Genomic DNA, 24,454 nt, shown 5'->3' on the forward strand with positions numbered 1-24,454 from the left:
CGGGAGTACCGCAATGCCGCGCTGCCCGACAGCGATATTCGCCACGCTGTGCCTGACGCTGGTCATGGCTTCCGCCGCAGCGACTGCGGCAGATAACTACACGGTCGAGGCCAGCCGCTCGGACATACACTGGCGCATCTACCGCGCCGGCCCGCTGGCGCAAAAGGGCCACAGCCATGTGATCTCCGCCCGGGGGTTTTCCGGCAGCGTACAGGTAAATTCGGGTAGCCCCTCGGCCTTTCAACTGGTCATTCCCGTGGCAGCCCTGGAAGTGGACAATCCGGCCCTGAGGCGGCGCTATGGGGCGGAATTCGCAACCGACCTGTCAGCAGAGGACCGGGCGGCCACCCGGGCGAACATGCTGGGGCCGCGACTGCTGGACGGCGCCCGCCACCCCCACATACGAATCGCCGGCAGCACCACCGTGAACCCGCCCACCGATAGCAGGGAGATCCTGCTACCCGTGACCCTCTCGATCGCAGGCAGGGAGGTTCGCCTGCGCATTCCCGCTACAATTTCCATAACCGAGCGCGAGGTACGCGCAACGGGCAGGATCAGCCTCAGTCACCAGCAGCTGGGCCTCCGCCCATTCAGCGCGGCCATGGGTGCGCTGCGGGTGGCGGACCGGATCGACTTCAGTTTCGACATCCGGGCCACCCGCGGGCGCTGACCCGTACCACCTCCTATCTTGACGCCGCCGAAGAGACCAGCTGGTCAACAATCGTGCGGCACCCCCTTCCACACTCTTCTATATTCAAAGAGGAAACAGGCGCCATCATGCCCATGGGCTGGCGTGCTGCCAGTCATATGGCCAACAAAAGGTGAAGTCACTTGTCCCGAGAAAAGTTTCACTCAAGGGATGAAGCATGGCTGAAGGACACAGATGAGTCACTCCCCGCTGCAGCAGAGGCAGGCGAGGCGGATGCAAGTCCGCCCGAGCCAACCGAACGCGGGGGGGAGGACCGTAACACCGAGAGCAGCAGCTCACCGATGCAGAGCTATCTCAAGCACCTGTATCGCCTGCAGCTCCTGACACCAGAGGAGGAAAACACCACCACTTGCCTGCTGCGCGAGCTCGAAGACAAGCTGATCGCCCTGCTGCAGAAGAGGGGCGTCGAACTGGTGGAGCTGCGTAGCGAGGGCGTCGAGCAGCGCGGCAGCACCGGCGCCTACGACCACGGCCTGATCATCAGTCGCGCCCGCGTGCTGCTCGACTCGGGAGACCTGCCACGCCGGGAGCGAAGCAATCTGCAGAGCCTGCTGCGCCGGTTCCAGGAACAGCGGAAAAAGCTGATCCAGTGCAACCTCCGCCTGGTAATTGCCATCGCCAAGCGTTTCCGCAACCCCGCGGTTCCCTTCATCGACCTGATCCAGGAGGGGAACGTGGGGCTGATGAAGGCGATTGAGCGTTTCAAGCCCCAGATGGGGTACCGTTTCTCCACCTATGCCTACTGGTGGATACAGCAGGAGATCCAGCTGGCGCTGCGCCGCAACGACGACCTGGTACGCCAGCCGGCCAACGTGCAGGACGACCTGCGGGCAATCTACCGGGCAATCAGTGAGGTGCGCGCAAAAGGAATACCCGCTTCTGATGAGAACCTAGCGCGCGAGACCGGACTCGACCTGGATCGCGTCCAGAGCCTGCTCAAGCTACCGGGGCCCACCGGCTCGCTCGACGAACCCGTGGCCGAGGACCAGAGCAGTACACGGCTGGACTATGCACCCGCGGACGAGCTCTACAACACGGACGAGCTGGTGACCAACCAGGAGCTGGCAGAGAGGCTGCGCGAAGCAGTGAACCGCCTCCCGCCACGGCAGCGCACCGTGCTCAACCTGCGCTACGGGCTGTTTTCCGACAAGGACTGCTCCTTCCGCGTGATCGGCGAGCAGCTGGGACTCAGCCAGGAGAGGGCGCGGCAGTTGCACTCGGATGCCCTGCGACAGCTGCGACGACAGTGGCGTTGACGCCCTGTGCAGCGGCCCGTAAAGGCCGCTGCACGCCGGGCCGGCTTGCGCACCTTGCGGCCGAGTTTACCTTTGCCTGAGATAGGCTAGGCTTTTCCTGAACCGATTACCCGGAACAGCAAAGCGAGTATTCATGCGCAGTCTAGCGGTGGCCGTTCTCCTGTGCGCATCCTCCTTACCCCACTCCGCCCTGGCAGACCAGGAGCTGGTTATCAGTGCCGGGAAGGGACTTGACAGCACGCTGATCCAGAGGGACTCCATTGCCGGTGCGGAGATGGCCGGATTCAGTTACGCACACGACTTTGCCAGTTTCTCCTTCGATTCGGGTCTCTGGCAATGGTGGGTCCAGGGCAGCTACTCCTACCTGTGGATGGACTATCGCGGCGATAACCAGTATCAGGAAGTCTTCGAGCTGAAACCTGTGCTGCGCTGGTATCCGGCTGGCGTATACCACGGCTGGCTCGCCGAAGTCGGGGTTGGCGCAGCCTACCTTACCCACAAGGATTTTGGCGAAATCGAACTCTCCACGAAGCCCAATTTTGCCCTGCACTTCGTCGGCGGCTATCGCCTGCAGAATGGCTGCTCCGTTTCGCTACGCTACAGCCACTTCTCCAATGCCTACACCAATACACCCAACCCCGGCTTCGATTTCGCCTCCCTCAACTGGCACTTCTCCTTCTGACCTTTTTCAGAACCCGCCGGCAACCAAAGCAATACAGGTGCCGCAATCATTGGACTCGATGACGGCCGCCACCTGGGAGGTTTACCGGGAAGTCGTATGCGGTGCCGGAGCGGGAAAAAGCCCCACTTCCGGCACCGACAGCAATATCAGCCCGCGGGGGTCTGGCACAGGTCTTCATACAGTTGAATGAGCTGGGTCGACGTCTCATCGACGCTGAGCCCCGCATAATCGAGCACTGCCGGATTCTCCAGGATATCCAGGCTGGTGCGGACAAGCCCCGCCAGATCCCCGCGCTCAACGAGGCCCTGCGGAAAACAGCGCTTTACTGTTTCTGCTGCACCATCATCGGCATAGCAGATGACCGGGCACCCCATGGCCAGGGCCTCGCTGACCCGGGCGGAATGTGATGCCGGCTGTTCCACCAGGTGGTAGGTAATCCTGGAACTGGCGTAGAGCTCGCGCATATCGCGGCGTGCTCCCAGGAACAGGACACGCTCTTCCAGCCCCAGGTCCAGGGCCAGCTTCTCGAGATTACGCGCGAACTTTTCCTGCCCCGGCGGTGGATCACCCACTACCAGCCCGAACACGTCGGCACCCTCCCGGGCCAGGGCCGAGAGCAGCTGCAAAAATACCCGCTGGCCGTTTACCGGCGCCAGCGCCGCCGGGATCAGCAACCAGTACTTGCCTTCCAGCTGGGGATATTCATTCAACAGGCGCAATTGCCACTGCCCCGAAACGGCGGCGCTGCGATCGAACTCCCGCGTATTCACCCCGCGCCAGATGACGTCCGGGGACCGCTGCAGGCGCTTGGGGAAGCTCTTCCGCAGTGACCGCGCCAGCTTTTCAGAGATTGCGGTAACGCGCTCACCATAGACCAGGGCCCGATTGAAAAAGCCTCCCCTGCTTTCACTCTCGTTGTGGGCACTGGTAACCAGCCGCGGCCGCTTACCGACCGGCATCCGGCGCCACGCCTGCCAGGTAAGCCGCGCCGGCACCGCACCACTCACATGCAGTACATCGGCCTCCAGCCCCTGCAGCAGCCGCCGCAGGCGCCCCGCACGCCGCAGGCTCCAGATAGAGCGTTGCTCCAGTGGAAACCGGTGATGCTGCGCGCCACGCATGGTGAGGCGGGGCACCAGCTCCCCGCCGCTCGAGACCACGATGCACTCGTGCCCTTTCCGCATCAGCTCCTGGACAAGATCCAGTGTTCCCCGTGCCAGCTCCCCGCCGTCCAATTCGGGCAATATTTGAACTACTCGCATATATCGCCAACATCCCGTACGCTATTTTTGTTTGGGGCCCATTTTCCACAGGGGCAAAAATCCTGCCGAGGCGCACTGCGCATTTTTCGCAATTCGCCTATGTCCCCGCCCGCCCGACGACGGCCGGACTTCACCCGGGGAGGCCCTGCACGATCTGCCCACCATCACAGGAACCGCACATGCGCAACCAATCCATTCTCCCGCAATTGAGGCGGACGCTTTCGCTACTCTTCCTGGCGCTCCTTCTCATTCCCACCGCTTTCGCGGCCGGGGACCGGGGTATTTTCTGGCAAGCGGAGAAGGAAGGCGTGACCATTTACCTGCTCGGGTCCGTGCACCTCGCCACGCCGGACTATTACCCGCTGCGGGAACGCATTGAGCAGGCCTACCGCGACAGCCAGGCCCTGGTGGTGGAAGCAGATGTACTGGCGGCCGAGAAGGATATGGCGCTGCAGGAAAAAATCATGCGGGCATCTTTTTACCCCGGCCAGCGGACCCTCCGCGATGAACTCTCGGCCGAGGTCTACGCCAGGCTCAGGGAGTGGCTGCAACGCCGCCAGATCCCTGAGGCCATGTTTGTGCGCCAGCGTCCCGCCATCGCCATGATCAGCCTGAGCATGCTCGAGCTCCGCGCACAGGGACTGGACCCGGGACTCGGCATCGACCGCCACTTCCTGAAACAGGCCCATCGCTCGGGCAAACCGGTCCTGGAACTCGAAGGTGTCCTTGCGCAGCTGTCGATGCTCAACAGCCTGGATGACCCCAACCTGCTGCTAGACCAAACCCTGGAGCAACTCGCAGAGATAGACAGCTTTGTCACCCGCATGACAGCCACATGGAAGTCCGGCGATATGGAGGGCCTGTACGAGCTGGTACTTGGCGAGAGCCTGCGGGAACACCCGGAATACGCAGCGCTTTACCGGGTGATCTTCTTCGACCGTAATCGCAACATGGCCGCGAAGATTGCCAGGTTGGACGATCGCTACAAACACTTGTTCGTCATCGTGGGCGCCGGCCACCTGACGGGGGATAAGAGCGTTATCAGCGAGCTGGAAAAGCGCGGCTTTGCGCTGAAGCAGCTGTAATGTTATCGGATGCGCCACTGCCCGCCGCGCCCGGCAGCGAGGCTCCGTAGGCGAAGCGGCAGAAACCTGAAAGGGCTGGTCTACACTCTGGTGGCACCGGTTTCCGGTGCAGGGTAAAGCCATCACAGGAGTCCCGGCATGGACAGCCGCACCTTCCGCTCCGCCAACAGTATTATCACATTCATGGCCGCCGCCCTGCTCTCCTGGCAGGTATCTGCCGACACGGCCAAGACCGAGGGCGACCTGGAGATTGTCAGCGAGGACGGAACCTTTTCCGCCACCCTGGGCGGGCGCATCCATTTTGACACTTACCTCTTCGATTCGGATATCGAAGACCCCGTCAGCACCACGGAATTCCGCCGCGCCCGGATCACTCTGACGGGCAAGGCGTACAGCTGGAAATACAAACTTGAACAGGATTTCGCCGCCGGTGATACCCTGGCGGGATTTCGCGAAGTCTGGCTCGGCCACGACTTTTTCGGCGGCATCATTCGTATTGGCCAGTTCAAACCGTTCCGGGCGATGGAGGAACTCACCAGCTCCAATGAAATCCTGATGCTGGAGCGCCCTTTCACAACGGCCACGGGAATCTATGACGGGCGGCAGTTCCAGCAGGGAATCGGCTGGAACAATTACTGGGACTGCTATACCGCCGGGGTCATGGCGTTCAATCTGCGCAACGCTGATACGCCCCGCAATGAGGGGGTGGGGGTTGCAGGCCGCTTTACCTGGGCCCCGATCAACAACCCGCTCACCACACTGCATTTTGGTATTTCCTACAGCTTCGAGAACGCCAATCGCGGTTCCGAGCCGCTGGAGGCAGATGCCGACTACGCCGGCCGGCGCGGCCCCAGCCAGCTGATCGCGCTCACCCCTGGCGACGAGGACTTCTTCTTCGGTGATTTCGACGATGAGGAATTTTTCTTCGGGGACCAGGGCGGAACAGTGGATGCGCTGGGGCTGGAACTCGCAGGCGCCCACGGCCCCTTCTACGCGCAGATGGAATACACCTACGGCGACTACGAGGGGGATTACAACGTATCCGAAGCGGTGTTCGAGGACTTTTTCGACGCACCACCGTCGTTCGAATGCGATCCGGATTTCGGGTGCTTCATCGGGGACCAGGATGTGCACGCCTGGTATATTCAGGGAAGCTGGCTGATCACCGGGGAGCACAAGCCCTACAACAACAAAAAGGGCGTCTTCAAATCTCCCAAACCGCGCAGTCCCTGGGGCGCCTGGGAGCTCACCGCCCGCTACGAATCCATCCAGAACGATGAGATCTCCCACCTGGAGGCGGACAGCTGGATCGTGGGCGTCAATTACTACCACAACCCCAAGGTGCGCTTTATGCTCAACTACCGCTGGGGCGACGATGATTTTACCGGCGACGGAACCGACCAGCTGGGCATACGCGCGCAGATGAACTGGTAACAGGGAAAGCGGCCCGCCTGCCCGGCACCCATAAAAAAACGGGGCCCGGAGGCCCCGTTTTCTATTTTCCCCGGTTCAGCCAACCTGCTGAGCCGTGGCCGGGTCGAACACCTCAACCGTGGCGGCCGGTTTACCGGCGCTGCCGCAGGGGTTCTCAAAGCGCTCCAGTGTGCTGTCACGATACTTCGCAGCCTCTTTCACACTCGCCTCCTTCACCGGGCCGTATCCGCGGATCCGGTCAGGGTAGCTCAGCAACTCGATGGCCTCGGCATGATTGTCCGCGTTCAGGGCGCCGATCACGCGATCCACCAGCGGCTCGTACGCAGCAATCAGTTCGCGCTCCATCCGTCGCTCGGCCGTGTAGCCGAACACATCGAAGGCGGTACCGCGCAGGAATTTTAGGCGAGCCAGCAAACCGAACGCCCGGTGCATCCAGCCGCCGAATTTCATCTTGCGCGGGCGGCCCAGGGCCTTGTCGAAGGGAGCCAGCAGCGGCGGTGCCAGGTTGAATTCCAGCTCGAAGTCACCGGCGAAGTTTTCCTCCAGCGCTTTGGTGAAGCGCCCGTCGGTATACAGCCGCGCGACCTCGTACTCGTCCTTGTAGGCCAGCAGCTTGGCGTAGTAACGGGCCACCACCTCGGCCAGGCCCTCGGCCCCGGGAACGCGCAGGGTCTCGGCATCTTTCACCTTGTCCACCAGCGCCCGGTAGCGACGCGCCAGCTCGGCATCCTGGTACCCGGTCAGGTGCTCGGCGCGGTGCGCGACAATCTCTTCCAGGGTCCGGGGCAGCGCCGCTTCCCGCCGCGTGTCGCTCAGCAGGCTATCCAGCGCGGCGCGATTGGCGGCCGCCAGGCGACCGGCGGCAAAGCCCTGCAGGTTCGCCTCCACGGCGACGCCGTTGAGTTCAATCGCCTGCTGCAGCGAGTCCAGCCCCAGCGGCAGCAGGCCCTTTTGCCAGGCGAAGCCGAGCATGAAGATGTTGGCGGTCAAGGTGTCCCCGAGAGCCGCCTCGGTGAGCCGGTGCCCCTCGACCGCATCCAGCGCGCGCACGGCGTCGTTGATGGTATCCAGTACCGCCTGCGGCGAGTGGGCGTCCTCCCGCCCGAGCACTGACGCGGCGGTGGGGGCAAGGTGGGTGTTCACCACGGCGCGGGTGTGGGTCTCGTCCAGCTTGGCGAGGCACGCCTGCAGGTTGCCCGCGGCGATCAGGTCGCAGGCCAGCAGCGAGTCGGCACGGCCGTCGGAGATACGCACCGCCTTCAGGGCCTCCGGCGCGGACGCAAAGCGCACGTGGGAGTACACAGCCCCACCTTTCTGCGCCAGGCCGGTCTGGTCCAGGGTGCTGGTGGCCGTGCCCTCGATATGGGCCGCCATCGCCAGCAGGGCACCGATGGTGACTACGCCGGTGCCGCCCACGCCGGTCACCAGCAGGTTATAGGGTTCGTCCAGTGACGGCAGTTGTGGCGGATCCAGCTTGTCCGCCTCGGTACGCAATACATCGCCCACGCCGGCGCGCTTGTTCAGCTTGCCGCCCTTGACCGTGACGAAGGACGGGCAGAAACCGTTGACGCAGGACATGTCCTGGTTGCAGCCGGTCTGGTTGATACGGCGCTTGTCGCCAAACGCAGTGTCCACTTTCTCCACCGCGATACAGCTCGATTGCTTGACGCAATCCCCGCAGCCTTCGCATACCAGCTCGTTGATAAACGGGCGCCCTTCCGCCTGCGGCAGCAGCCCGCGCTTGCGCTTGCGGCGCAGCTCGGTGGCGCAGGTCTGGTCGTAGATGATCACGGTACAGCCAGCGGTCTCGCGCAATTCCTCCATCACCACGGGCATATGGTCGCGGTGGCGGATTTCGACCTCTTTGGGGAATTTGAGTGCGCCCTGGTACTTGTCCGGGTTGTCCATCACCAGCACCACCTTCTGCACACCCTCGGACAGGACCTGGCGGCAGATCATGTCCGGGTGCAGCTCGCCATCGTGGGGCTGTCCGCCGGTCATGGCGACGGCGTCGTTGAACAGGATCTTGTAAGTGATATTGACCTTGGCGGCCACGGAGGCGCGAATGGCCAGGATACCGGAATGGAAATAGGTGCCGTCGCCCAGGTTGACGAACACATGCTTCTCACTGGTGAAGGGTGCCTGGCCCACCCAGTTCACGCCCTCGGCGCCCATCTGGGTGAAGGTGTAGGTCTCGCGGTCCAGCCACTGGGCCATGTAGTGACAGCCGATGCCGGCCAGCGCCCGGCTGCCTTCCGGTACCTTGGTGGAGCGGTTGTGCGGGCAGCCGGCACAGAACATTGGCAGGCGCGATACGCTGGAACCGGTCTGGCGGGAGATGCGCTCCGCCAGTGAATTCAGGCGCATCAGGCGGTGCTTCGCGCGCTCGCCCAGTTCACGGTCACCGAGCACCCGTCCCAGCACCTGGGCCACCACAGCCGGCGAGAGCTCGCCGTACATGGGCATCAGCGGGCGGTCGTGCTCGTCGACCTTACCGAGGATGCGGGGAAAGTTGGGGTCCTGAAGGTGTACGTTGTACAGCTCCTCTTTGAGCTGCACCTCCATCAGGCTGCGCTTCTCCTCCAGCACCAGCAGGTAGTCGAGGCCGCGGGCGAATTCCTGGATGCCCGGCACGTCCAGCGGATAGGTCATGCCCACCTTGAGGATGCGGATACCCAGGTCCCGCGCCTGCTGCTCGTCGATACCCATGTCCTCGAACGCCTGCATCAGGTCGAGGTGGGCCTTGCCGGTACTGACAATACCCAGGGTCGCCTGCGGGTTCTCGAGCACCACCCTGTTCAGGTTGTTGGCGCGCGCGAAAGCCAGGGCCGCAGGGCGCTTGTAGCGCCACAGCCGCTCTTCCTGCTCCAGCGGGTTGTCCTGCTTGCGGATATTCAGGCCGCCCTCGGGGCGTTCCACTTCCGGGTAGCTGAACTGCACCCGCTCCGGATCCACCTCCACAGTGCTCGAGCTGTCCATATTCTCGGCCAGGGTGATCATTGCCACCCAGCAGCCGCTGAAGCGCGACAGTTCCAGCCCGTAGTGCCCGTAATCCAGCACTTCCTGTACTGTGGACGGGTTCAGCACCGGGATATGCATGTCCACGAACGCAAATTCGGACTGCCCGGGGTAGGAGGAGGATTTGCAGCCGTGATCGTCGCCGGCGATGATCAGCGCTCCCCCTTTGGGGGAGGAGCCAGCGGCGTTCGCATGGCGGAAGGCATCGCCGGAACGGTCGACGCCAGGCGTCTTGCCGTACCAGATACCGCAGACACCATCCACCTCGGCGCCGTCGAACAGCCCCACCTGCTGGGAACCCCAGACCGAGGTAGCGGCCAGCTCCTCGTTCACGCCGGGTACGAAGCGGATATTGTTTTCTTCCAGCAGCTTGCTGGCACGGCTCAGCTGCTGGTCGTAGCCGCCCAGCGGCGACCCCCGATAACCGGAGATGAAGGTGGCGGTGTTGAGGCCGCGGGCCCGGTCCATGCGCATCTGGTCGATGGGCAGGCGCACCAGGGCCTGGATACCAGAGAGGAGCACCCTGCCCTTCAAGGTGGTGTAACGATCATCCAGGGAGATCTTTCCGGGCTGGGACTGCTCCGCAGACTGCGGACTCTTGACTGCTTCACTCATACGACTACTTCCGGTTATCTGTTCAACCGGGCTTCCGCCGGAAGCCCGGTGCTCGCTGTTCGTTATTGTTCCGGCTCGTCCAGGTCCCCCTTGCCACACCCACCTGGCAGGGTGGGAGATGGCCAAATCCGGGGCCGGTAGCCCGCTTTACCGCCGGGACACTCGTGGGTGCCGGCGGGGCAAGACGGGAAGGTCAGGTCATACTAGTGCTTAAAGCGCAAGGAAACATTGCTTTATTCACTGCTTTAAGCTTAATATTATGACAGTCATCTCGATTTGAGTATTAACTGTAGGACAGGAGTTTATATGAAGCGTTCGACAGACCTGGACGATTTTGACCGCAAGATTCTGCGAGCGCTGCAGGAGAACTCCGATTATTCCATGGCGGAACTCGGAGACAAAGTGGGCCTTTCCCACACTCCCTGCTGGCGCCGTATCAAACGCCTCGAGGCCGAGGGCATCATCCGCGGCCGCGTCACCCTGCTGGACCCCCGAAAACTTGACCTTGGAGTCACAGTATACTGCTATGTGACCATCCAAAACCACGATGAAGAATCACTGAACAGCTTTGAGTCCGCCGTGCAGGATGTCCAGGAAGTGGTGGAGTGCTACTCGACCAGTGGCGACAAGGACTATGTGTTGCGAGTCGTGGTCGACAGCGTAGAGCACTATGAACAGCTGCTCAAGCGCACCCTGGTTCACCTGCCGAATGTGGCATCGGTGAACTCCACCTTTGCCCTCAAGCAGGTGAAGTACACCACCCAGCTACCGCTCTAGGAACCCGGAGCGCCCACCTGCGGCGAGGTCAGTCCCGCGACTGGTCCGCTGCTTCCAGCTCCGCCAGGACCTGGTCCAGCACCTGCTGCAGGTCGCGGTCGTCGCAGTCGACGGTGATATCGGCATACTTGCGGTAAAGCTCCTGGCGCTCCTCGAACAGCTCTTCGAACGACTGCCCCGGGGCCTTGGCAATGCCCCGGCTGTCGTAATTGTGGATTCGCCGGCGCAACTCATCGGCAGAGCAATTCAGGAACACCACCGGCCCAAAGCTGGCGAGGTTTTTCATCCCCGCTTCGCTGTATACCGCGCTGCCGCCGGTGGCGATCACGTGATTGGGCAGGCATGCCGACTCGATGACCTCACCCTCGATACGCCGCAGGTTCAGGTAGCCCGTCTCGTTCAGGATTTCCTGGAGCGTCCTGTTTTCCCGTAACTGGATCAGGACATCGGTGTCCACAAAATCCAGGGCCAGCTCCTTGGCCAGCAGCACCCCCAGCGTACTCTTGCCCGCTCCGGGCATTCCCACCAGTACCAGGCTCTTTGACTTCTTCATGAACTTCGTATCACCGATCACTTGTCGCTTACTGTGTGTCGCTTATTGTGTTAACAAGCATACCTGCTTGCCCTTGCCCGGCACCCTGCGGTCGCCCACGCGGGGAAAAGGATCAGTCCCCGCGGCGGGGAAAAAACAGGCTGCGCAGCCAGCCGCTTAGCGAATTGCCGGCCAGCAGCATCCTGTCGAGTTCGTCCATGTTGTGGGCCTGGCGGAAAGCATCGGCAAACAGCGCCTCCCGTGTGATCATACGCCGGCGGGGGTTGATCTTGCGAATCTCCCGCGCCGGGTTGCCGGCCACGACCGTATTGGGTGGTACATCCCTGGTCACCACACTGCCCGCCCCGACCACGGAGTTGTCGCCGATACTGACGCCCTTGCACACGATCACGCTGTCGCCCAGCCAGACATTATCGCCCAGCCTCACCGGCGCGGTGCAGCGGAAGGGCCGGGTCCGGTTGTAAAGGCCGTGCCAGTCGGAATCGCTGATATAGGTATTGGCCGCAATCATGCAGGCGTTGCCGATATGAATGCTCTCCTCAGCGGAAATGCGCACTCCGGGAGAAATCAGCACGCAATCACCGACCGATATCTCTGCCTTCTTGCCCCGGTGGCCGAGGGTGGTGAAGCGGATGGGATTGTCCGGCGTGGAGATAAGGTGTGGGTAATCACCCAGGTGGATGCGCTCGCCGAAAACCTGCACGGAGCCGGGGTCCATGATCTCCGGCTCGCGACCGATAGAGTCGAACTGGGGCCACAGGAAGCGGCGCGCGCGCCAGTTGCGCATGCGCAGCTGCAGGTGCTTCAACCAATAGGGGCGGTGGTCCTTGCGCATGTCAGCAGGCTCCCCTTTCCCGGCGCCAATTGCTTTTCCCCAGGGGCCGGTTTACTGTTGGCAAAAATCCAGAAAAATAGCGGTTCCACATGTCCATCAGCCTGCCTGTCGATATTCACTCCATCAAGGGTTTCCTCGCCGCACATGAGGGCGAGGCTCTCTATCACCTGGCCGCGGAAGCGAGCGGATCCGGTGCCTGCCTCGAAGTCGGCAGTTACTGTGGCAAGTCCACGATTTACATGGCCACCGCCTGTAAACTGATGAACGGCCTGCTCTACGCCGTGGACCACCATCGCGGCTCAGAGGAACACCAGCGGGGTGAGGAGTACCACGACCCGGACCTGTACGATGAGGGTGCCCGGCTGATGGACAGCTTCCGCACTTTCCGCCGCAATATCCGCGCGGCGAACCTGGAGGATTGGGTGGTGCCGATCGTGGCCAGTTCCGCAGTGGCCGCACGCTACTGGAACACTCCCCTCAGCCTGGTTTTCATCGACGGGGGACATTCGCGCGAAGCAGCCATAACCGATTACCGCTGCTGGGCCAGGCATATTGTGCCCGGCGGCTACCTGGCCATCCACGACATATTCCCCGATCCGAACGATGGCGGCCAGGCGCCCTATGAGATCTACAAACTAGCGCTGGCTTCCGCCCAGTTCGAGCTGGTCGAAATGGTCGATACCCTCGGCATCCTGCGCCGGGTGTGATGGCAGGCTCACCGAGGTGAACAGCTCGCTGGCCGGCGTCAGTGCCGCGAGCGCGTCTGCCGCCAGCAGCATGGCCCCCACTGTCCAGGTGGTTTTTTCCTCTGGCCAGATCGCCTCGTCAGGGTACACATAGCCGGTCCAGTAACCGCCATCGTCATCCTGCCAGCGGTGCAGCCCGCGGTAAATCTCCGCTGCCCGACCACGCTCCCCGGCCGCAACCAGGGCCATGGTGAGTTCGCAGCTCTCGGCCACGGTAACCCATGGTTCGTCGTTGACGCAGCGACAGCCGAGCCCGTCCACCACAAATTCATTCCACTTCCGCCGCAGGCGAGCCCGTGCGGCATCCCCGCGAAAGACTCCGGTCAGCACCGGGTAAAACCAGTCCATCGAGAAGCGCGCCTTGCTCTCCCATGTGCGATCGAATCGCTCGGGCCGGTGCCGCAGCGCCTCACCCAGGCGGTTCCGGGCCGCCACCCAGTCGGTTCGCACCTGGCCGAGGGCGTGGCCAGCCCGGATGCCACACTCCAGGCTTTTGTAGATCGAGGAACAGCCGGTAACCAGCGCATCTTCCCGAGGTGAGCCATCTGCATCCACCGCCCAGTGAATATCGCCGGTGCTGGTCTGCAGGCGCAGTACGAAACCCAGCGCCTTCTCTACCATCGGCCATTGCTCGCGCAGGAACAACCGGTTGCCCGTAATCAGGAAATGGTGCCAGACACCGGTGGCCACGTAGGCGACGAAGTTGCTCTCGCGACGGTCACTGTCATGCACGTCGCCATCCTTGTAGGCGGCCCACCAGCTGCCATCGGCCAGCTGCTCGCCCGCAAGCCAGGCATAGGCCTTTTCCGCCGCTGCATATTCCCCGGCAATACTGAGTCCCATCGCCGCTTCGACGTGGTCCCAGGGATCCGCATACCCGCCGCGAAACCAGGGAATGGAGCCGTCAGGTAATTGCTGCGAAAGAATATAATCGGCGCTGTCCCGGACGAAGCCGGCCGGAAACAATGCATCGCCTGCCGACGTCGGTGGCGAGGCTGAAACGGCTGTATTCATGCGTGCGCCCCCGCCGCCCGGGCAGGTTCCAGGGACTCAGCAGAGGGCTTTACAAAATAGAGCACGATACTTTTTCCAAGAACCGGATTAAGCAGCTTCTCCAGCACGCGGGTCAGGCCCGGCCGCTCCATCAGGTCCCAGACCAGCAAGCGGTGATACTGCCGGAGGAGAGCGGACTGAGGACGATCCCACAAAAGGCATTTGAGCCACCAGAAGGGTGCGTGAAGTGCATGTGCCTTGTGCCGGGCAAAACAGCGATGACCCAGTGCCTCGATACTTCCCCGCAGTTCCCGCTCCCGGAAAATCCGGATATGGCCACCCTCGACCTGGTGATAGTCATCACTCAGTTTCCAGCAGATCCATTCCGGTATGAAAGCAGGCACACTCGCAGCAAAGGTTCCCGCCGGCTTCAGGACGCGGTCGACCTCTGCCAGCATGCCGCGGTAGTCCTCGATATGTTCGAGCACCTCGGAGCAGATCACCACATCGAAACTGTCATCAGCGAATGGCAGATGCAGGCCGTCGGCAACACCGAGCAACAGCCTGCCAGCCGGCTGGCTTTCCGCTAAAAAAGGCGCTGCTCGCTCCCGGGCCGTGCTGACATCCCTGAAATCCAGGTCCACGCCGAACACATCGACATCGTGAGAGAGCATCAGGTGAATGGCGTGGCGCCCTTCCCCACAGCCCAGGTCCAGTACCCGCTGGCCGGGAGCGAGCTTCAGTTTGGCAGGATCGACAGTGATCATCAGGCGGCCTCCGCCTTGTCACCGGAAACCGGCAGGGACAGCGGGCGCAATTCACCGCGTGCTTCCCCTGCAGAGATGAGTCCCCGGTAATATTCGACCAGGCGTGCCGCGGCCACTTTCCAGGAGAACTCGCGCTGGATGCGCATCCTGCCCCTCTCGCCCAACTCCGCCTGCAAGGCTCCATCTCCCAGGAGCTGCTCCAGGGCAGCGCTGAGTGCTTCGCTGTCTCCGGCGGGCACGAGTATCCCCGCATCACCGACCACCTCAGGCAATGCACCGCCGTCGCTGGAAATGACGGGCGTACCGCATGCCATGGCTTCGCCGGCGGGCAGACCGAAGCCTTCATAGAGCGACGGGCATACCACTACCGATGCGCTGGCATAGTATTCGGCCATCTTTTCATTGGAAATGCCGGACTCGAACCTCACCACATTTTCCAGCTCCAGTTCCCGCAACAGGCGAGCGGTCGCACCTCCCTCTTTCAGGCGACCGATCACCAGCAACTCGAGATCGGGGTATTGCGTCCGCAGGCCGGCCAATGCCTGCAGCAGGACCTGGAGTCCCTTGAGGGGCTGGTCCGCCGAGGCGGTGGTCATGATGCGATGGGCAATGCGCCTCACATCGTCCCGCGGGCGAAATATGGACGTATCGATCCCGTTGTGGATTACTTCGATATGGCCTGGATCCACACCAAACTGCTCGACAATATCCTCTTGCGACTGCCTCGACACGGTTACGATATGGGCCAGCCGTCGCGCCACGCGGGCCTGCATGCGCAGAAAACTGTGCCAGCGGCGCACCAGCAGGCGATAGCGCCAGTCAGGCGCCGCCGCCAGTGCCAGGTCACGGTCGCGAGTGATCGGGTGGTGAATGGTCGCCACCACCGGCACGCCCGATTTTTGGATATCCAGGAGACCGTAACAGAGTGACTGGTTGTCGTGCACGATATCGTACTGCCCCCGTTGGCGGCCCAGGTATTTCGCCACCCGCCGGCCGAACGTATAGGGTTCCGCAAAGCCACCGGTGAGCTTGCCCCACCATTCGAAGAAATCCGCCCAGCTCAGCAGGTGCCGCCAGCGCAGCGCACGTGTCGGGTTGGCATGTTCATACAAGTTCAGGCCGGGCATCTTTATCAGGCGGACGCGCGCATCCAGCTCCGGGTAGGGCTGGCCGGAAATCACGTCCACCGAGTGGCCCGCTTCGACCAGTGCCTTGCTCAGGTAGTGGAGGTAGACCCCCTGCCCCCCGCAATGCGGGTGGCTGCGGTAGCCGAGGAGACAGATCTTGAGTGGACGCGGACTCGAAACAGCGGGACCGTCTGCACGATACTCCAGGGCGGTCATGGATTCCCCATACAATTCATATTATTGGCGGCTGCAAGTACAGGCGAAGAATACACTGGCGGGGGTATGACTGCCACCGCCATAGCGTCCACAACTCAGGTAGCTGCAACCATGTGCACGCAATAAAAAACGGGAGGACAGAAAACTGCCCTCCCGTGATGTACGCCCGAGTTGATCAGAAACTGAACTTATAACCGACACCCAGGTTGAAGATCCAGGGATCGATCTGCAGTTCGTCTCGAATGCGCACCGGCAGTTCAACGGGTTCGCCAAAATCGGCCGGGCGGGTAAAGGTATTGAAACCGAGCTCCAGGTCCGGCTCTGAATCAACGTACATGGCCGAGGCATTTACTATCCAGGTGTCGTCACGGCCAAAAGCCAGGTCCACACCGACCTGGGCTGTCCAGCTGGTATCGCTGCCAAAGTTGATCAGCCCGTGATCGCGGCCGCCCTCCACCCGGGTCACACCGCGGATAAAGTCCTCGTCGATATTCGTGTAGGCAATACCGATTCCCACGTAGGGCTGCCACAGGCAGGACGGATCCAGGAAGAACCAGTCGAGGTACAGGCTGACGGTGCTGTAATCAAACTCACCCAGCCCTTCGGAAAACGCGCCGATAAACTCACCGGTATCAGCGACGAAAGCAGCGGAACTGAGTGTCGCATCCAGACCGGCGTCACTCTCCCAGTAGAGTTCCAGCGCCCAGTGATCCATAAAGATATAGGTGCCACTGATAAACCAGGTGGTCTCGTCATCTATGTCGAGCCCGACCCCGACATCGATCGGCACTGACTCTACCGGGTCGGTCGAGGGATTGTCGGCCAGGAAGCCCTGGAAGGTACGGTAGTCCTCGTCGGGATCCACCCAGGCGGCACCGGCACGGACAATCATGGAACCTGCAATGTAACCGGAAGGGGGTGGCGGGGCCTGTACCGGGTAACCTGAGGGACCTGCGAGAGCCGACTGTGCGGCGAGGCCGGCATTGACCGCCACGGCCAGGGGAATGAGGAGGGGCTTCAGTCTCATGGGGGGTACTCCTTGTAACGCTTAAAAGCTCCTTCGCCGCATGTGCGGTTACCAACAGTATAGGTGGGCTTTCACATACTGCAGTAAGGCTCGCCTACAAGGATCGCAGAAGGGGAAATAAAGTTCCGGGATGCTCACATGAACAAAAAAAATGCCCGCCAGAGGCGGGCCAGTTTTCTCGAACACACTTTCAGGAGGAGAGCTTGAGACACGCTATTCGCCTGTCTGTAATTAGGTATAGCAGAGGTTCCCTGTCACATGTCGCGAGAGTCGCAAAATGCTTTCTCTCATGCCGGGGACAGGCCCTCACACCCTGTGCAGGTAACTCTGGTATTCCACATCGGTTACCCGTGCAGCGATTTCCGCCAGCTCCTGGCGCTTTAGCAGCACGAACAGTTCGACGAAACGCGGGTCAAGGTATTTCTGCCACAGGGCGCTCTGTTCGAAACGCTCCAGCGCCGCCCCCCAGGTGTTAATCAGCTGCTCGCTCTCCACCTGGTAAGCATCACCTTCCACCGGGTCGGGGGCCTCCAGCCGATTCTCCAGGCCGTGGCAGACACCGGCGAGTATCGCGGTCAACACCAGGTAGGGATTTACATCCGCCCCGGCAATACGGTGCTCGATTCGGCGCGCCTCCGGATTGCTGGCCGGCACCCGCAGGGTGGTGGTGCGATTGTCATAACCCCAGCACAGGTTGAGCGGTGCGTGGGAGCTTTCCTGGAAACGGCGGTAGGAGTTGCTGTGCGGCGCAAATACCGCCATGGAGTCGTTGGCGGCGGCCAGCATCCCCGCCACTGCCTGGCGCAACAGGTCCGAGCCCTCCTCGCTACCGTCGTTGAATACGTTGTTGCCGGTTTCGTCGACCAGGCTCAGGTGCACATGCATGCCGTTGCCCGCCTGGTCGCCAAAGGGCTTGGCCATGGTGCTGACCCGCAGACCGTGGCTTCGCGCGACGCCCTTCAGCAGCCGCTTGAACAATAACGTCTGGTCAGCGACCTTCAACGGGTCCGCGCTGTGCAGCAGGTTGATTTCAAACTGCCCGGGAGCGCACTCGGAGAGAATGGAATCAGCGGGAATGCCCTGCTCTTCACAGGCAGCCCGGACATCGGCAAAGAAGTGTCGCTGTGCATCGAGTTCGGAGAGATCGTAGACGTCGGTTGACGGCACCAGCTCAGCGTCGTTGTCGCTGACCGGGCGCGGGCGCGCCAGGTGATCGACATCCTCGCGCAAGAGGTAAAACTCCAGCTCGGTGGCGCAGACCGCCCGGTAGCCCAGTTCACCGAGGCGCTCCACCACGCGCTGCAACTGGGTACGGGGATCGGCGTAGAGGGGGGATCCATCGGCTTCGTGCAGCTGCATATGCAGCTGTGCCGTTTTCTCGCGATGCCAGGGCGCCATGGAGATCGGCGACACCGGGATGCAAATGCCATCACTGTCGCCACTGGCAAACACCAGGGGGCTGTTCTCGATGTCGCGCCCCCAGACATCCAGGCTGACCGCACTGCGCGGCATCTGCAGGCCCCCCTCAAGCAGCTTGCCCGCGGCATCTGCCGGCAGCCACTTGCCGCGGGGGATCCCGTTGATATCGAAAGCGAATCCTTCGATCCACTTGAGGTCGGGGTGATCTCGCAGGAAGGACTCTGATTCGGCGAGGATTTCTGCGGATGGCGTGAATTCTTTTGGTTCTGACATACAATGCCCGGCGTTATGTAATCGTCCGTGGAGGAGCGGCCCGCGGCCGCGACAGGGCTGGGAGCCCCAGCGGGTAAGTTACCCTGTGTACCGGGGCGGGCTTCACCATAGGTGAGACCGCGCCCCGGCAGCAATACTACGCCATGGCCTTGGCCGTGTCGTCCAGTGCGCGACGCGCCTTTTCCACCAGCTCATCCACCTGCTCGGTGGTGATGATCAGCGGCGGCGCAATGATCATGGTGTCACCGGTGGCCCGCATGACGAGGCCGTTCTTGATACTCATGTCGCGACAGACGCCACCGGCGGTGCAGTCGTCGTCGAAACGTGCCCGGCTGCCCTTGTCTTTCACCAGCTCCAGCGCACCGACCATGCCCAGGCTGCGCGCCTCGCCAACGATCGGGTGCTCTGCCAGCTCAGCCCAGCGTTTCGCCAGGTAGGGTCCGGTCACATCACGTACATTTTCGATGATGTTCTCGTTGCGCAGGATATTGATGGTGGCCAGGCCCGCCATGCAGGCGGCCGGGTGCGCCGAGTAAGTGTAGCCGTGGGTAAATTCGCCGCCCCTGGACTTGATGACCTCGGCCACGCGATCGCCGACCATGGTGCCGCCGAGCGGGAAGTAGCCGTTGGTGACAGCCTTGGCGAACGTCATCAGGTCCGGTTTCATACCGTAATAATCGGCGCCGAACCACTCGCCGGTGCGACCGAAGCCAAAGATCACCTCGTCCATGACCAGCAGGATGTCGTACTGGTCGAGCACCTTTTTCACCTCGGGCCAGTAGGTCTCGGGGGGAATGATCACGCCGCCGGCGCCCTGGATCGGCTCGGCAATAAATGCCGCCACTTTTTCCGGGCCCAGCTCCTGGATTTTCTCATCGAGGCAACGGGCCGCGTGGATACCGAACTCCTCCGGGGACATATCACCGCCCTCGCCGAACCAGTAGGGCTGCTGGATATGCTCGATGTAATCCAGCGCCTGGAACTGCTTGTGCATGCCGCTCATGCCACCCAGGCTGGCGCCGGCAATGGTGGAGCCGTGGTAGCCATTCTTGCGGGAAATGACGATACGCTTCTCGGGCTGCTCTTTCAGGTCCCAGTAGCGCCGGATGAGGCGCAGGTTGGTATCGTTGGCCTCGGAGCCAGAGCCGGTAAAGAAGACATTGTTCATGTGCGCCGGGGTCACCTCTGCCAGCGCGTCAGCCAGCTGGATGGAGGGCACGGTGGTGCACTGGAAGAAGCTGTTGTAGAACGGCAAGGTGCGCAGCTGCTCGTAGACCGCGTCGGCAATCTCATTGCGGCTATACCCCAGGTTGCAACACCACAGGCCGGACATCCCGTCGAGCATCCGGTGGCCGTCGATGTCAGAGATATAGGCGCCGTCCGCATTGGTGATCACACGGGTGCCCTGCTTGCCCAGGTCACTGAAATCGGTAAAAGGGTGCAGCAGGTGCTCGCGGTCGTGTTGTTGCAGTTCGCTCTTGTTCATATTGTCACTCCTGACTGGTTACAGCGCGATCGAGCCCGCACCTGCCGGCGGGGCCCCGCGGCTCGGCTGCCGCAATTTGTGATCACATTTTAGTGCCAGCTGCGGGAGTTGTGCAATAGCTGGCAGCTACCAGTCAACTCTAGGGTGGCAAGCCTGCGGCAGCATTCAGACCGGCAGGTCAAGACTCCGGGTTGCCGGCGCCAGCATGGCCTCGGGGCTCAACAGCGCTTCCAGCTGCTCACGGCTCATCAGGTTCTCCTCGATCACCAGCTCCAGGACACTGCGCCCGGTCGCCAGGGCCTTCTGGGCGATGGCCGAGGTCTTGCCATATCCCAGGTAGGGATTGAGCGCCGTGACCAGGCCGATACTCTGCTCCAGGTAACCCCGGCAGACCTCTTCGTTGGCGGTAATGCCCTGGATGCAGTCCCGCTGCAGGGATCCCATGGCCGCGCCCAGGTAGCGGATCGACTCCAGCAGCTTGAACCCGATCAGCGGCTCCATCACGTTCAATTGCAACTGGCCTGCCTCGGCCGCCATGGTGATTGCGGTGTCGTTGCCGATGACGGTGAACGCCACCTGGTTGACAGCCTCGGGAATCACCGGGTTGACCTTGCCCGGCATGATGGACGAGCCCGGTTGCTTCTGCGGGAGGTTGATCTCGTTCAGGCCCGCGCGCGGCCCGGAGGACAGCAGGCGCAGGTCATTGCAGATCTTCGACAGCTTGATCGCGCAGCGCTTGAGCATGCCCGACAACAGCACGAAGGCTCCCATGTCGGAGGTGGCCTCCACCAGGTCAGCAGCGGCTTTCACCGGCACGCCACTGATCCGGCGCAGGTGACCGATGGCCAGCTCGCGGTAGTCCGCCTCGGTATTGAGCCCGGTACCAATGGCGGTGCCGCCCAGGTTGACCTCGGTGAGCAGCTCGGCCATTTCATTGAGGCGGGCCACCTCTTCGCCGATATTGGTGGCAAAGGCACTGAATTCCTGCCCCAGGGACATGGGCACCGCATCCTGCAGCTGGGTGCGCCCCATCTTCAGGACCGAACTGAACTCCCTGCCCTTCTCTGCCAGCGCCTCCTGCAGCTCACCAGCCGCTACAGTGAGCTCACGCAGGCCAAAGACCATCGCCAGCCGCAGCGCCGTGGGGTACACATCGTTGGTGGACTGGGACATGTTCACGTGAATATTGGGGTGGAGGACATCGTAATCACCGCGATTGTGCCCGAGGATTTCCAGGCCCCGGTTGGCGATCACCTCATTGGCGTTCATGTTGGTAGACGTGCCGGCGCCGCCCTGAATCATGTCCACACAGAAATGCTCGTGATGCCGGCCCCCGACCAGTTCATCACAGGCCTGCGCAATCGCCCGGTGCTGCTCTTCTTCCAGTTTGCCCAGGTCCCGATTGGCGCCGGCACAGGCACGCTTGACCATGGCCAGCGCCACCACCAGGTCGGGGAAGTGCTTCAGGGGAATACCGCTGATACTGAAATTCTCCAGGGCACGCAGGGTCTGCACCCCGTAATAGGCCGCAGCCGGTACCGGCCGTTCGCCCAGCAGGTCTTTTTCCACCCGAAAGTCGACAGTGTCGCTCATGATGTTTTCCACACAGAGGGCCGGCCGATGCGCGGTCGCGCCCGGCCAATAAGTGAAACAGGAAAGAAGCCGTGCCCGTGGTCCGGGCGCGGGAATAGTAACGCCGGCACCCGGGCCGGCAATGACCAGTGGCGATTCTCGCCGCCCCCGTGGCGAGAATTCAGGGATAACGGTGGCTAGCGAAACCCTACCACCAACGGCTCCAGCGACAGGCTTACAGAACAGAGCAGTAGTTTGCTGGGCATTGTGATCCCCTGGCGGGGTGCACCCGGCTTCAACCGGGAGGTTATAGTCATGTGGCCAGGGAGTAACGACTTTAGGGTCCCGGGTTTATGCGGGCGGTTGTTGACTGAGAAATCAGATACCGCAGCCGGCCGCGTCGATCAGCATATGGGCTACCAACCCTACCCCGAGCATGCGTATGGGCTTCCAGGGCAGGAACAACAATGCACCCATCAGCGAAATCGGCAGCATGGTGTGCAGTGGGTAACTGTTGATTGCGCACTGCACCGGCCCGGAGCTGGCCTGCACGAACAGGTGGTCCAGGTCCACCAGGTTTGCCGCCAGCATAATGAGGGCGGCCTTGAGCCAGTCGTTGCGGAAGAATATCCAGGCCAGGGCAATTGGCACCACCAGGTGAAGCGAGATATGAATAAAGCCGTACATTGAATCCTACAAAAGTTCTTCAGCGGAAATAGACCCCAGGCCTTCCTCGATGTCCTGGCGGATGGCAGTCCGGACTCGCCCTGCATCGCCTGCGGCAATGGCTTCGATCAGGTCCTGGTGCCGGTCAGGCAACTCCTGGACACCGAAACGCTGGAACACCAGATGCTGCAACGGGGCCGTCTGGAGCCACAGGCTCTCGATCAGCGAAAGGATGATGTGGGGGCGCCCCAGCCGGTAGAGCGTGAAGTGAAACTCCAGGTTAGCCGTGACATATTCCTGGATATCCTTCTCAGCCAGGGCATCGGTCACCCGCTCGTCGAGCCGGCGCAATTCGCGCAGCTCGTCGGGGCCGACGAAAGGCAGCGCCTGCTCAGCGGCCTGGCATTCCAGCGCCACCCGCGCGGCGCATATCTCGGCGAGTTTCTCCGGTGTCATGGTCGGCACCGTCACGCGGCGGGTATCCGACAGCTCCAGTGCTCGCTCTGATGTCAGCCTCCGCAACGCCTCGCGAACCGGCATGGGGCTGCAATCAAGTTCCGCGGCCAACCCGCGGATAGTGATGGCGTGTCCCGGCAGGAACTTGCCGCGCAGGATGGCATCGCGCACCTGGAAATAGACCCGCTCCTGGGTGGTGCGGTACTCCTCCTGCGGAGCACTGAATTCCGGCTGACCGCTCATGCGGCACTCACCCTGTCCAGCTTGTGCAACACGTCGTCACGCCCCACCTCGATCATATGCTCGGCGATTGTCCCCTGTTGCCACATTTCGAAAAAGTCCTCGGCCACGCGCCTGCTCGCATCCACTACCGCATGCCAGTACTTGAGCCGCTCTTCAGTATTCAACTGGTAGAAATCATCCCGATCGGGAATCTTGCCGAATGGCAGCGAAGCCACAAACGCCGGCGACGGTGCCAGTAACAGGACGTTCTGCATGGCCCCGCCCCGCACCCAGCGCCAGGTCAGGCTCTTGTCAAACCAGCCGGGTACCATGTAAGGGAAGAAGTGTGGGTACAGCGCCAGCCCTTCCGGGTGGCGGAAACGCAGGTCAAAGTGATAATCGGTTATCCCGCCATCGCGATAATTGCCAAGCGGCGCCCCGTGCGGATTCTGGACCCCGGTCATCACCAGGGGAATGGAGCCACTGGCCAGGACTGAGCTGCGCACGTTCTCGCGCGACAGGGCAATATTCACGGTGCGCAGGCTGTCGAACTTTACCGTCGGGGAGTCTCCCGCGTGAAACACCACCCGGTCCCAGAACGCACTCAGACTGCGACGCGAAAATGCGTTGGCCAGTGCCGAGGCCAGCAGGGCCGGCGCCAGCACCGCGCGGCGCTCACTGGCCAGGGGCCCGCGCCCGCGCACCGTGACGAAATGGCTCTGCCAGATGCGATTGGCTGCTACCTGTGCCGCTCCCTCGTCACCCAACACATCCTGCAGGATTTGCTCCGCGGTAGTGGTGATTTCGGCGGGTGTGGGCTTGCCGGAATCATAGGCCTGGTGGATATACCCGTACTCAAGTGCCTCCAGGGCCTCGAGCGGCCTGTCCATCGCGTAACACATATTGCGAAAGCTGCCGATCGAGGAACCCACCGTGGCGATGGGGTGCTGGCGATCCCGGAAGAACTCGCCCATCAGTACCCGGTCCAGCTGGCTGATCACCAGCCACTTGGGGCCCCCGGAAGCCCCCACCAGGGTCGAAATCTGTTCCTGGCGCAGGCCCTCCGCCCGGACCTGCCGGGCGGCAGCCGCCCCCGCCAGTATTACGCAGGATCTTTTTTTCACAAATCTTCCCAAATTTCCTTAAGGGCGACCTTCCGGGCCGCCGCCTCGTACTTCAACCGGCAGACTGCTAGTGCCAGCCCACAGGACGCGCAGTGTGCATTACCACATGAGCATCCCGGGCACTGCCACCCGCC

21 protein-coding genes are annotated in these 24,454 nt (G+C 62.2%); 7 read left to right on the forward strand and 14 right to left on the reverse strand.

Going from position 1 to position 24,454, the window contains the following annotated elements; all coding sequences use genetic code 11:
* The first annotated feature begins 13 nt into the window (after nucleotides 1-13).
* The 3 genes from BLT26_RS00490 to BLT26_RS00500 all read left to right on the forward strand — a co-directional run bounded on the left by BLT26_RS00490 (nucleotide 14) and on the right by BLT26_RS00500 (nucleotide 2,647).
* On the forward strand, nucleotides 14-670 hold the full coding sequence (locus BLT26_RS00490) for a YceI family protein (protein WP_091506425.1): 657 nt from the start codon (nucleotides 14-16) through the stop codon (nucleotides 668-670).
* 320 nt (nucleotides 671-990) lie between these two features.
* Nucleotides 991-1,965, forward strand: coding sequence for a sigma-70 family RNA polymerase sigma factor (locus tag BLT26_RS00495; protein WP_091506428.1), 975 nt, complete (start codon nucleotides 991-993; stop codon nucleotides 1,963-1,965).
* A 133-nt stretch (nucleotides 1,966-2,098) separates the two neighbouring features.
* The gene (locus tag BLT26_RS00500) at nucleotides 2,099-2,647 is read left to right on the forward strand and encodes an acyloxyacyl hydrolase (protein ID WP_091506432.1); all 549 of its coding nucleotides are present in this window, start codon (nucleotides 2,099-2,101) and stop codon (nucleotides 2,645-2,647) included.
* Between the two features lie 146 nt (nucleotides 2,648-2,793).
* On the opposite strand, the gene BLT26_RS00505 is transcribed toward BLT26_RS00500, so the two are convergent.
* Nucleotides 2,794-3,891: a glycosyltransferase gene (locus BLT26_RS00505; RefSeq protein WP_175452987.1), complete on the reverse strand. Its 1,098-nt coding sequence runs from the start codon at nucleotides 3,889-3,891 to the stop codon at nucleotides 2,794-2,796.
* Nucleotides 3,892-4,088: 197 nt separating this feature from the next.
* Between BLT26_RS00505 and BLT26_RS00510 the strand changes: the two genes are divergently transcribed.
* A complete protein-coding gene (locus BLT26_RS00510; protein ID WP_091506437.1) occupies nucleotides 4,089-4,994 on the forward strand; it encodes a TraB/GumN family protein in 906 nt (301 codons plus the stop codon).
* A 138-nt stretch (nucleotides 4,995-5,132) separates the two neighbouring features.
* Entirely contained in the window at nucleotides 5,133-6,428 is a 1,296-nt protein-coding gene (locus BLT26_RS00515; RefSeq protein WP_091506440.1) for an OprO/OprP family phosphate-selective porin, read from the forward strand.
* A gap of 75 nt (nucleotides 6,429-6,503) precedes the next feature.
* On the opposite strand, the gene BLT26_RS00520 is transcribed toward BLT26_RS00515, so the two are convergent.
* Nucleotides 6,504-10,061, reverse strand: coding sequence for an indolepyruvate ferredoxin oxidoreductase family protein (locus tag BLT26_RS00520; protein WP_091506443.1), 3,558 nt, complete (start codon nucleotides 10,059-10,061; stop codon nucleotides 6,504-6,506).
* Between the two features lie 306 nt (nucleotides 10,062-10,367).
* Between BLT26_RS00520 and BLT26_RS00525 the strand changes: the two genes are divergently transcribed.
* Complete coding sequence (locus tag BLT26_RS00525) at nucleotides 10,368-10,838, forward strand: Lrp/AsnC family transcriptional regulator (protein WP_091506446.1); 471 nt, start codon at nucleotides 10,368-10,370, stop codon at nucleotides 10,836-10,838.
* A 28-nt stretch (nucleotides 10,839-10,866) separates the two neighbouring features.
* Here the strand turns inward: BLT26_RS00525 and BLT26_RS00530 are convergent, their stop codons facing one another.
* A complete protein-coding gene (locus BLT26_RS00530) occupies nucleotides 10,867-11,391 on the reverse strand; it encodes a shikimate kinase (RefSeq protein WP_091508641.1) in 525 nt (174 codons plus the stop codon).
* Between the two features lie 112 nt (nucleotides 11,392-11,503).
* Complete coding sequence (locus BLT26_RS00535; protein WP_091506449.1) at nucleotides 11,504-12,226, reverse strand: DapH/DapD/GlmU-related protein; 723 nt, start codon at nucleotides 12,224-12,226, stop codon at nucleotides 11,504-11,506.
* Nucleotides 12,227-12,315: 89 nt separating this feature from the next.
* On the opposite strand from BLT26_RS00535, the gene BLT26_RS00540 reads away from it, so the two are divergent.
* Nucleotides 12,316-12,933 (forward strand): class I SAM-dependent methyltransferase, encoded by a 618-nt coding sequence (locus BLT26_RS00540; RefSeq protein WP_091506453.1) that lies wholly within the window; start codon nucleotides 12,316-12,318, stop codon nucleotides 12,931-12,933.
* On the opposite strand, the gene BLT26_RS00545 is transcribed toward BLT26_RS00540, so the two are convergent.
* The 10 genes from BLT26_RS00545 to BLT26_RS00590 form a co-directional block, all read right to left on the reverse strand.
* Nucleotides 12,862-13,986, reverse strand: a complete 1,125-nt coding sequence (locus tag BLT26_RS00545; RefSeq protein WP_091506456.1) for a prenyltransferase/squalene oxidase repeat-containing protein — start codon at nucleotides 13,984-13,986, stop codon at nucleotides 12,862-12,864. The two genes, BLT26_RS00540 and BLT26_RS00545, sit on opposite strands and share 72 nt — an antisense overlap.
* Complete coding sequence (locus BLT26_RS00550) at nucleotides 13,983-14,732, reverse strand: class I SAM-dependent methyltransferase (RefSeq protein ID WP_091506459.1); 750 nt, start codon at nucleotides 14,730-14,732, stop codon at nucleotides 13,983-13,985. The genes BLT26_RS00545 and BLT26_RS00550 overlap by 4 nt, the downstream gene beginning before the upstream one ends.
* Nucleotides 14,732-16,075, reverse strand: a complete 1,344-nt coding sequence (locus BLT26_RS00555) for a glycosyltransferase family 4 protein (protein ID WP_091506462.1) — start codon at nucleotides 16,073-16,075, stop codon at nucleotides 14,732-14,734. The genes BLT26_RS00550 and BLT26_RS00555 overlap by 1 nt, the downstream gene beginning before the upstream one ends.
* 175 nt (nucleotides 16,076-16,250) lie before the next feature.
* Nucleotides 16,251-17,102, reverse strand: a complete 852-nt coding sequence (locus BLT26_RS00560; RefSeq protein WP_091506466.1) for an OmpW/AlkL family protein — start codon at nucleotides 17,100-17,102, stop codon at nucleotides 16,251-16,253.
* A 306-nt stretch (nucleotides 17,103-17,408) separates the two neighbouring features.
* Nucleotides 17,409-18,794, reverse strand: a complete 1,386-nt coding sequence (locus BLT26_RS00565) for a glutamine synthetase family protein (RefSeq protein ID WP_091506469.1) — start codon at nucleotides 18,792-18,794, stop codon at nucleotides 17,409-17,411.
* 136 nt (nucleotides 18,795-18,930) lie between these two features.
* Nucleotides 18,931-20,280: an aspartate aminotransferase family protein gene (locus BLT26_RS00570; RefSeq protein WP_091506473.1), complete on the reverse strand. Its 1,350-nt coding sequence runs from the start codon at nucleotides 20,278-20,280 to the stop codon at nucleotides 18,931-18,933.
* A gap of 165 nt (nucleotides 20,281-20,445) precedes the next feature.
* Nucleotides 20,446-21,873 (reverse strand): aspartate ammonia-lyase, encoded by a 1,428-nt coding sequence (gene aspA / locus BLT26_RS00575; protein ID WP_091506477.1) that lies wholly within the window; start codon nucleotides 21,871-21,873, stop codon nucleotides 20,446-20,448.
* A 357-nt stretch (nucleotides 21,874-22,230) separates the two neighbouring features.
* Nucleotides 22,231-22,539 (reverse strand): DUF6122 family protein, encoded by a 309-nt coding sequence (locus BLT26_RS00580; RefSeq protein ID WP_091506480.1) that lies wholly within the window; start codon nucleotides 22,537-22,539, stop codon nucleotides 22,231-22,233.
* Nucleotides 22,540-22,545: 6 nt separating this feature from the next.
* Entirely contained in the window at nucleotides 22,546-23,217 is a 672-nt protein-coding gene (locus BLT26_RS00585) for a GntR family transcriptional regulator (protein ID WP_091506484.1), read from the reverse strand.
* Nucleotides 23,214-24,320, reverse strand: coding sequence for a hypothetical protein (locus BLT26_RS00590; protein ID WP_091506488.1), 1,107 nt, complete (start codon nucleotides 24,318-24,320; stop codon nucleotides 23,214-23,216). The genes BLT26_RS00585 and BLT26_RS00590 overlap by 4 nt, the downstream gene beginning before the upstream one ends.
* Nucleotides 24,321-24,454: the final 134 nt, after the last annotated feature.

Origin of the sequence: Microbulbifer yueqingensis (genome assembly GCF_900100355.1) — a bacterium.
Lineage (GTDB): Bacteria > Pseudomonadota > Gammaproteobacteria > Pseudomonadales > Cellvibrionaceae > Microbulbifer > Microbulbifer yueqingensis.

What these genes read in the sequence shown, in the direction of transcription:
- BLT26_RS00490 (WP_091506425.1), top strand. Translation starts at nt 14, where the DNA reads ATGCCGCGCTGCCCGACAGCGATATTCGCCACGCTGTGCCTGACGCTG.
- BLT26_RS00580 (WP_091506480.1), bottom strand. Translation starts at nt 22,539, where the DNA reads ATGTACGGCTTTATTCATATCTCGCTTCACCTGGTGGTGCCAATTGCC.
- BLT26_RS00565 (WP_091506469.1), bottom strand. Translation starts at nt 18,794, where the DNA reads ATGTCAGAACCAAAAGAATTCACGCCATCCGCAGAAATCCTCGCCGAA.
- BLT26_RS00550 (WP_091506459.1), bottom strand. Translation starts at nt 14,732, where the DNA reads ATGATCACTGTCGATCCTGCCAAACTGAAGCTCGCTCCCGGCCAGCGG.
- BLT26_RS00555 (WP_091506462.1), bottom strand. Translation starts at nt 16,075, where the DNA reads ATGACCGCCCTGGAGTATCGTGCAGACGGTCCCGCTGTTTCGAGTCCG.
- aspA (WP_091506477.1), bottom strand. Translation starts at nt 21,873, where the DNA reads ATGAGCGACACTGTCGACTTTCGGGTGGAAAAAGACCTGCTGGGCGAA.
- BLT26_RS00530 (WP_091508641.1), bottom strand. Translation starts at nt 11,391, where the DNA reads ATGAAGAAGTCAAAGAGCCTGGTACTGGTGGGAATGCCCGGAGCGGGC.
- BLT26_RS00495 (WP_091506428.1), top strand. Translation starts at nt 991, where the DNA reads ATGCAGAGCTATCTCAAGCACCTGTATCGCCTGCAGCTCCTGACACCA.
- BLT26_RS00540 (WP_091506453.1), top strand. Translation starts at nt 12,316, where the DNA reads ATGTCCATCAGCCTGCCTGTCGATATTCACTCCATCAAGGGTTTCCTC.
- BLT26_RS00545 (WP_091506456.1), bottom strand. Translation starts at nt 13,986, where the DNA reads ATGAATACAGCCGTTTCAGCCTCGCCACCGACGTCGGCAGGCGATGCA.
- BLT26_RS00535 (WP_091506449.1), bottom strand. Translation starts at nt 12,226, where the DNA reads ATGCGCAAGGACCACCGCCCCTATTGGTTGAAGCACCTGCAGCTGCGC.
- BLT26_RS00525 (WP_091506446.1), top strand. Translation starts at nt 10,368, where the DNA reads ATGAAGCGTTCGACAGACCTGGACGATTTTGACCGCAAGATTCTGCGA.
- BLT26_RS00560 (WP_091506466.1), bottom strand. Translation starts at nt 17,102, where the DNA reads ATGAGACTGAAGCCCCTCCTCATTCCCCTGGCCGTGGCGGTCAATGCC.
- BLT26_RS00520 (WP_091506443.1), bottom strand. Translation starts at nt 10,061, where the DNA reads ATGAGTGAAGCAGTCAAGAGTCCGCAGTCTGCGGAGCAGTCCCAGCCC.
- BLT26_RS00585 (WP_091506484.1), bottom strand. Translation starts at nt 23,217, where the DNA reads ATGAGCGGTCAGCCGGAATTCAGTGCTCCGCAGGAGGAGTACCGCACC.
- BLT26_RS00515 (WP_091506440.1), top strand. Translation starts at nt 5,133, where the DNA reads ATGGACAGCCGCACCTTCCGCTCCGCCAACAGTATTATCACATTCATG.
- BLT26_RS00570 (WP_091506473.1), bottom strand. Translation starts at nt 20,280, where the DNA reads ATGAACAAGAGCGAACTGCAACAACACGACCGCGAGCACCTGCTGCAC.
- BLT26_RS00500 (WP_091506432.1), top strand. Translation starts at nt 2,099, where the DNA reads ATGCGCAGTCTAGCGGTGGCCGTTCTCCTGTGCGCATCCTCCTTACCC.
- BLT26_RS00510 (WP_091506437.1), top strand. Translation starts at nt 4,089, where the DNA reads ATGCGCAACCAATCCATTCTCCCGCAATTGAGGCGGACGCTTTCGCTA.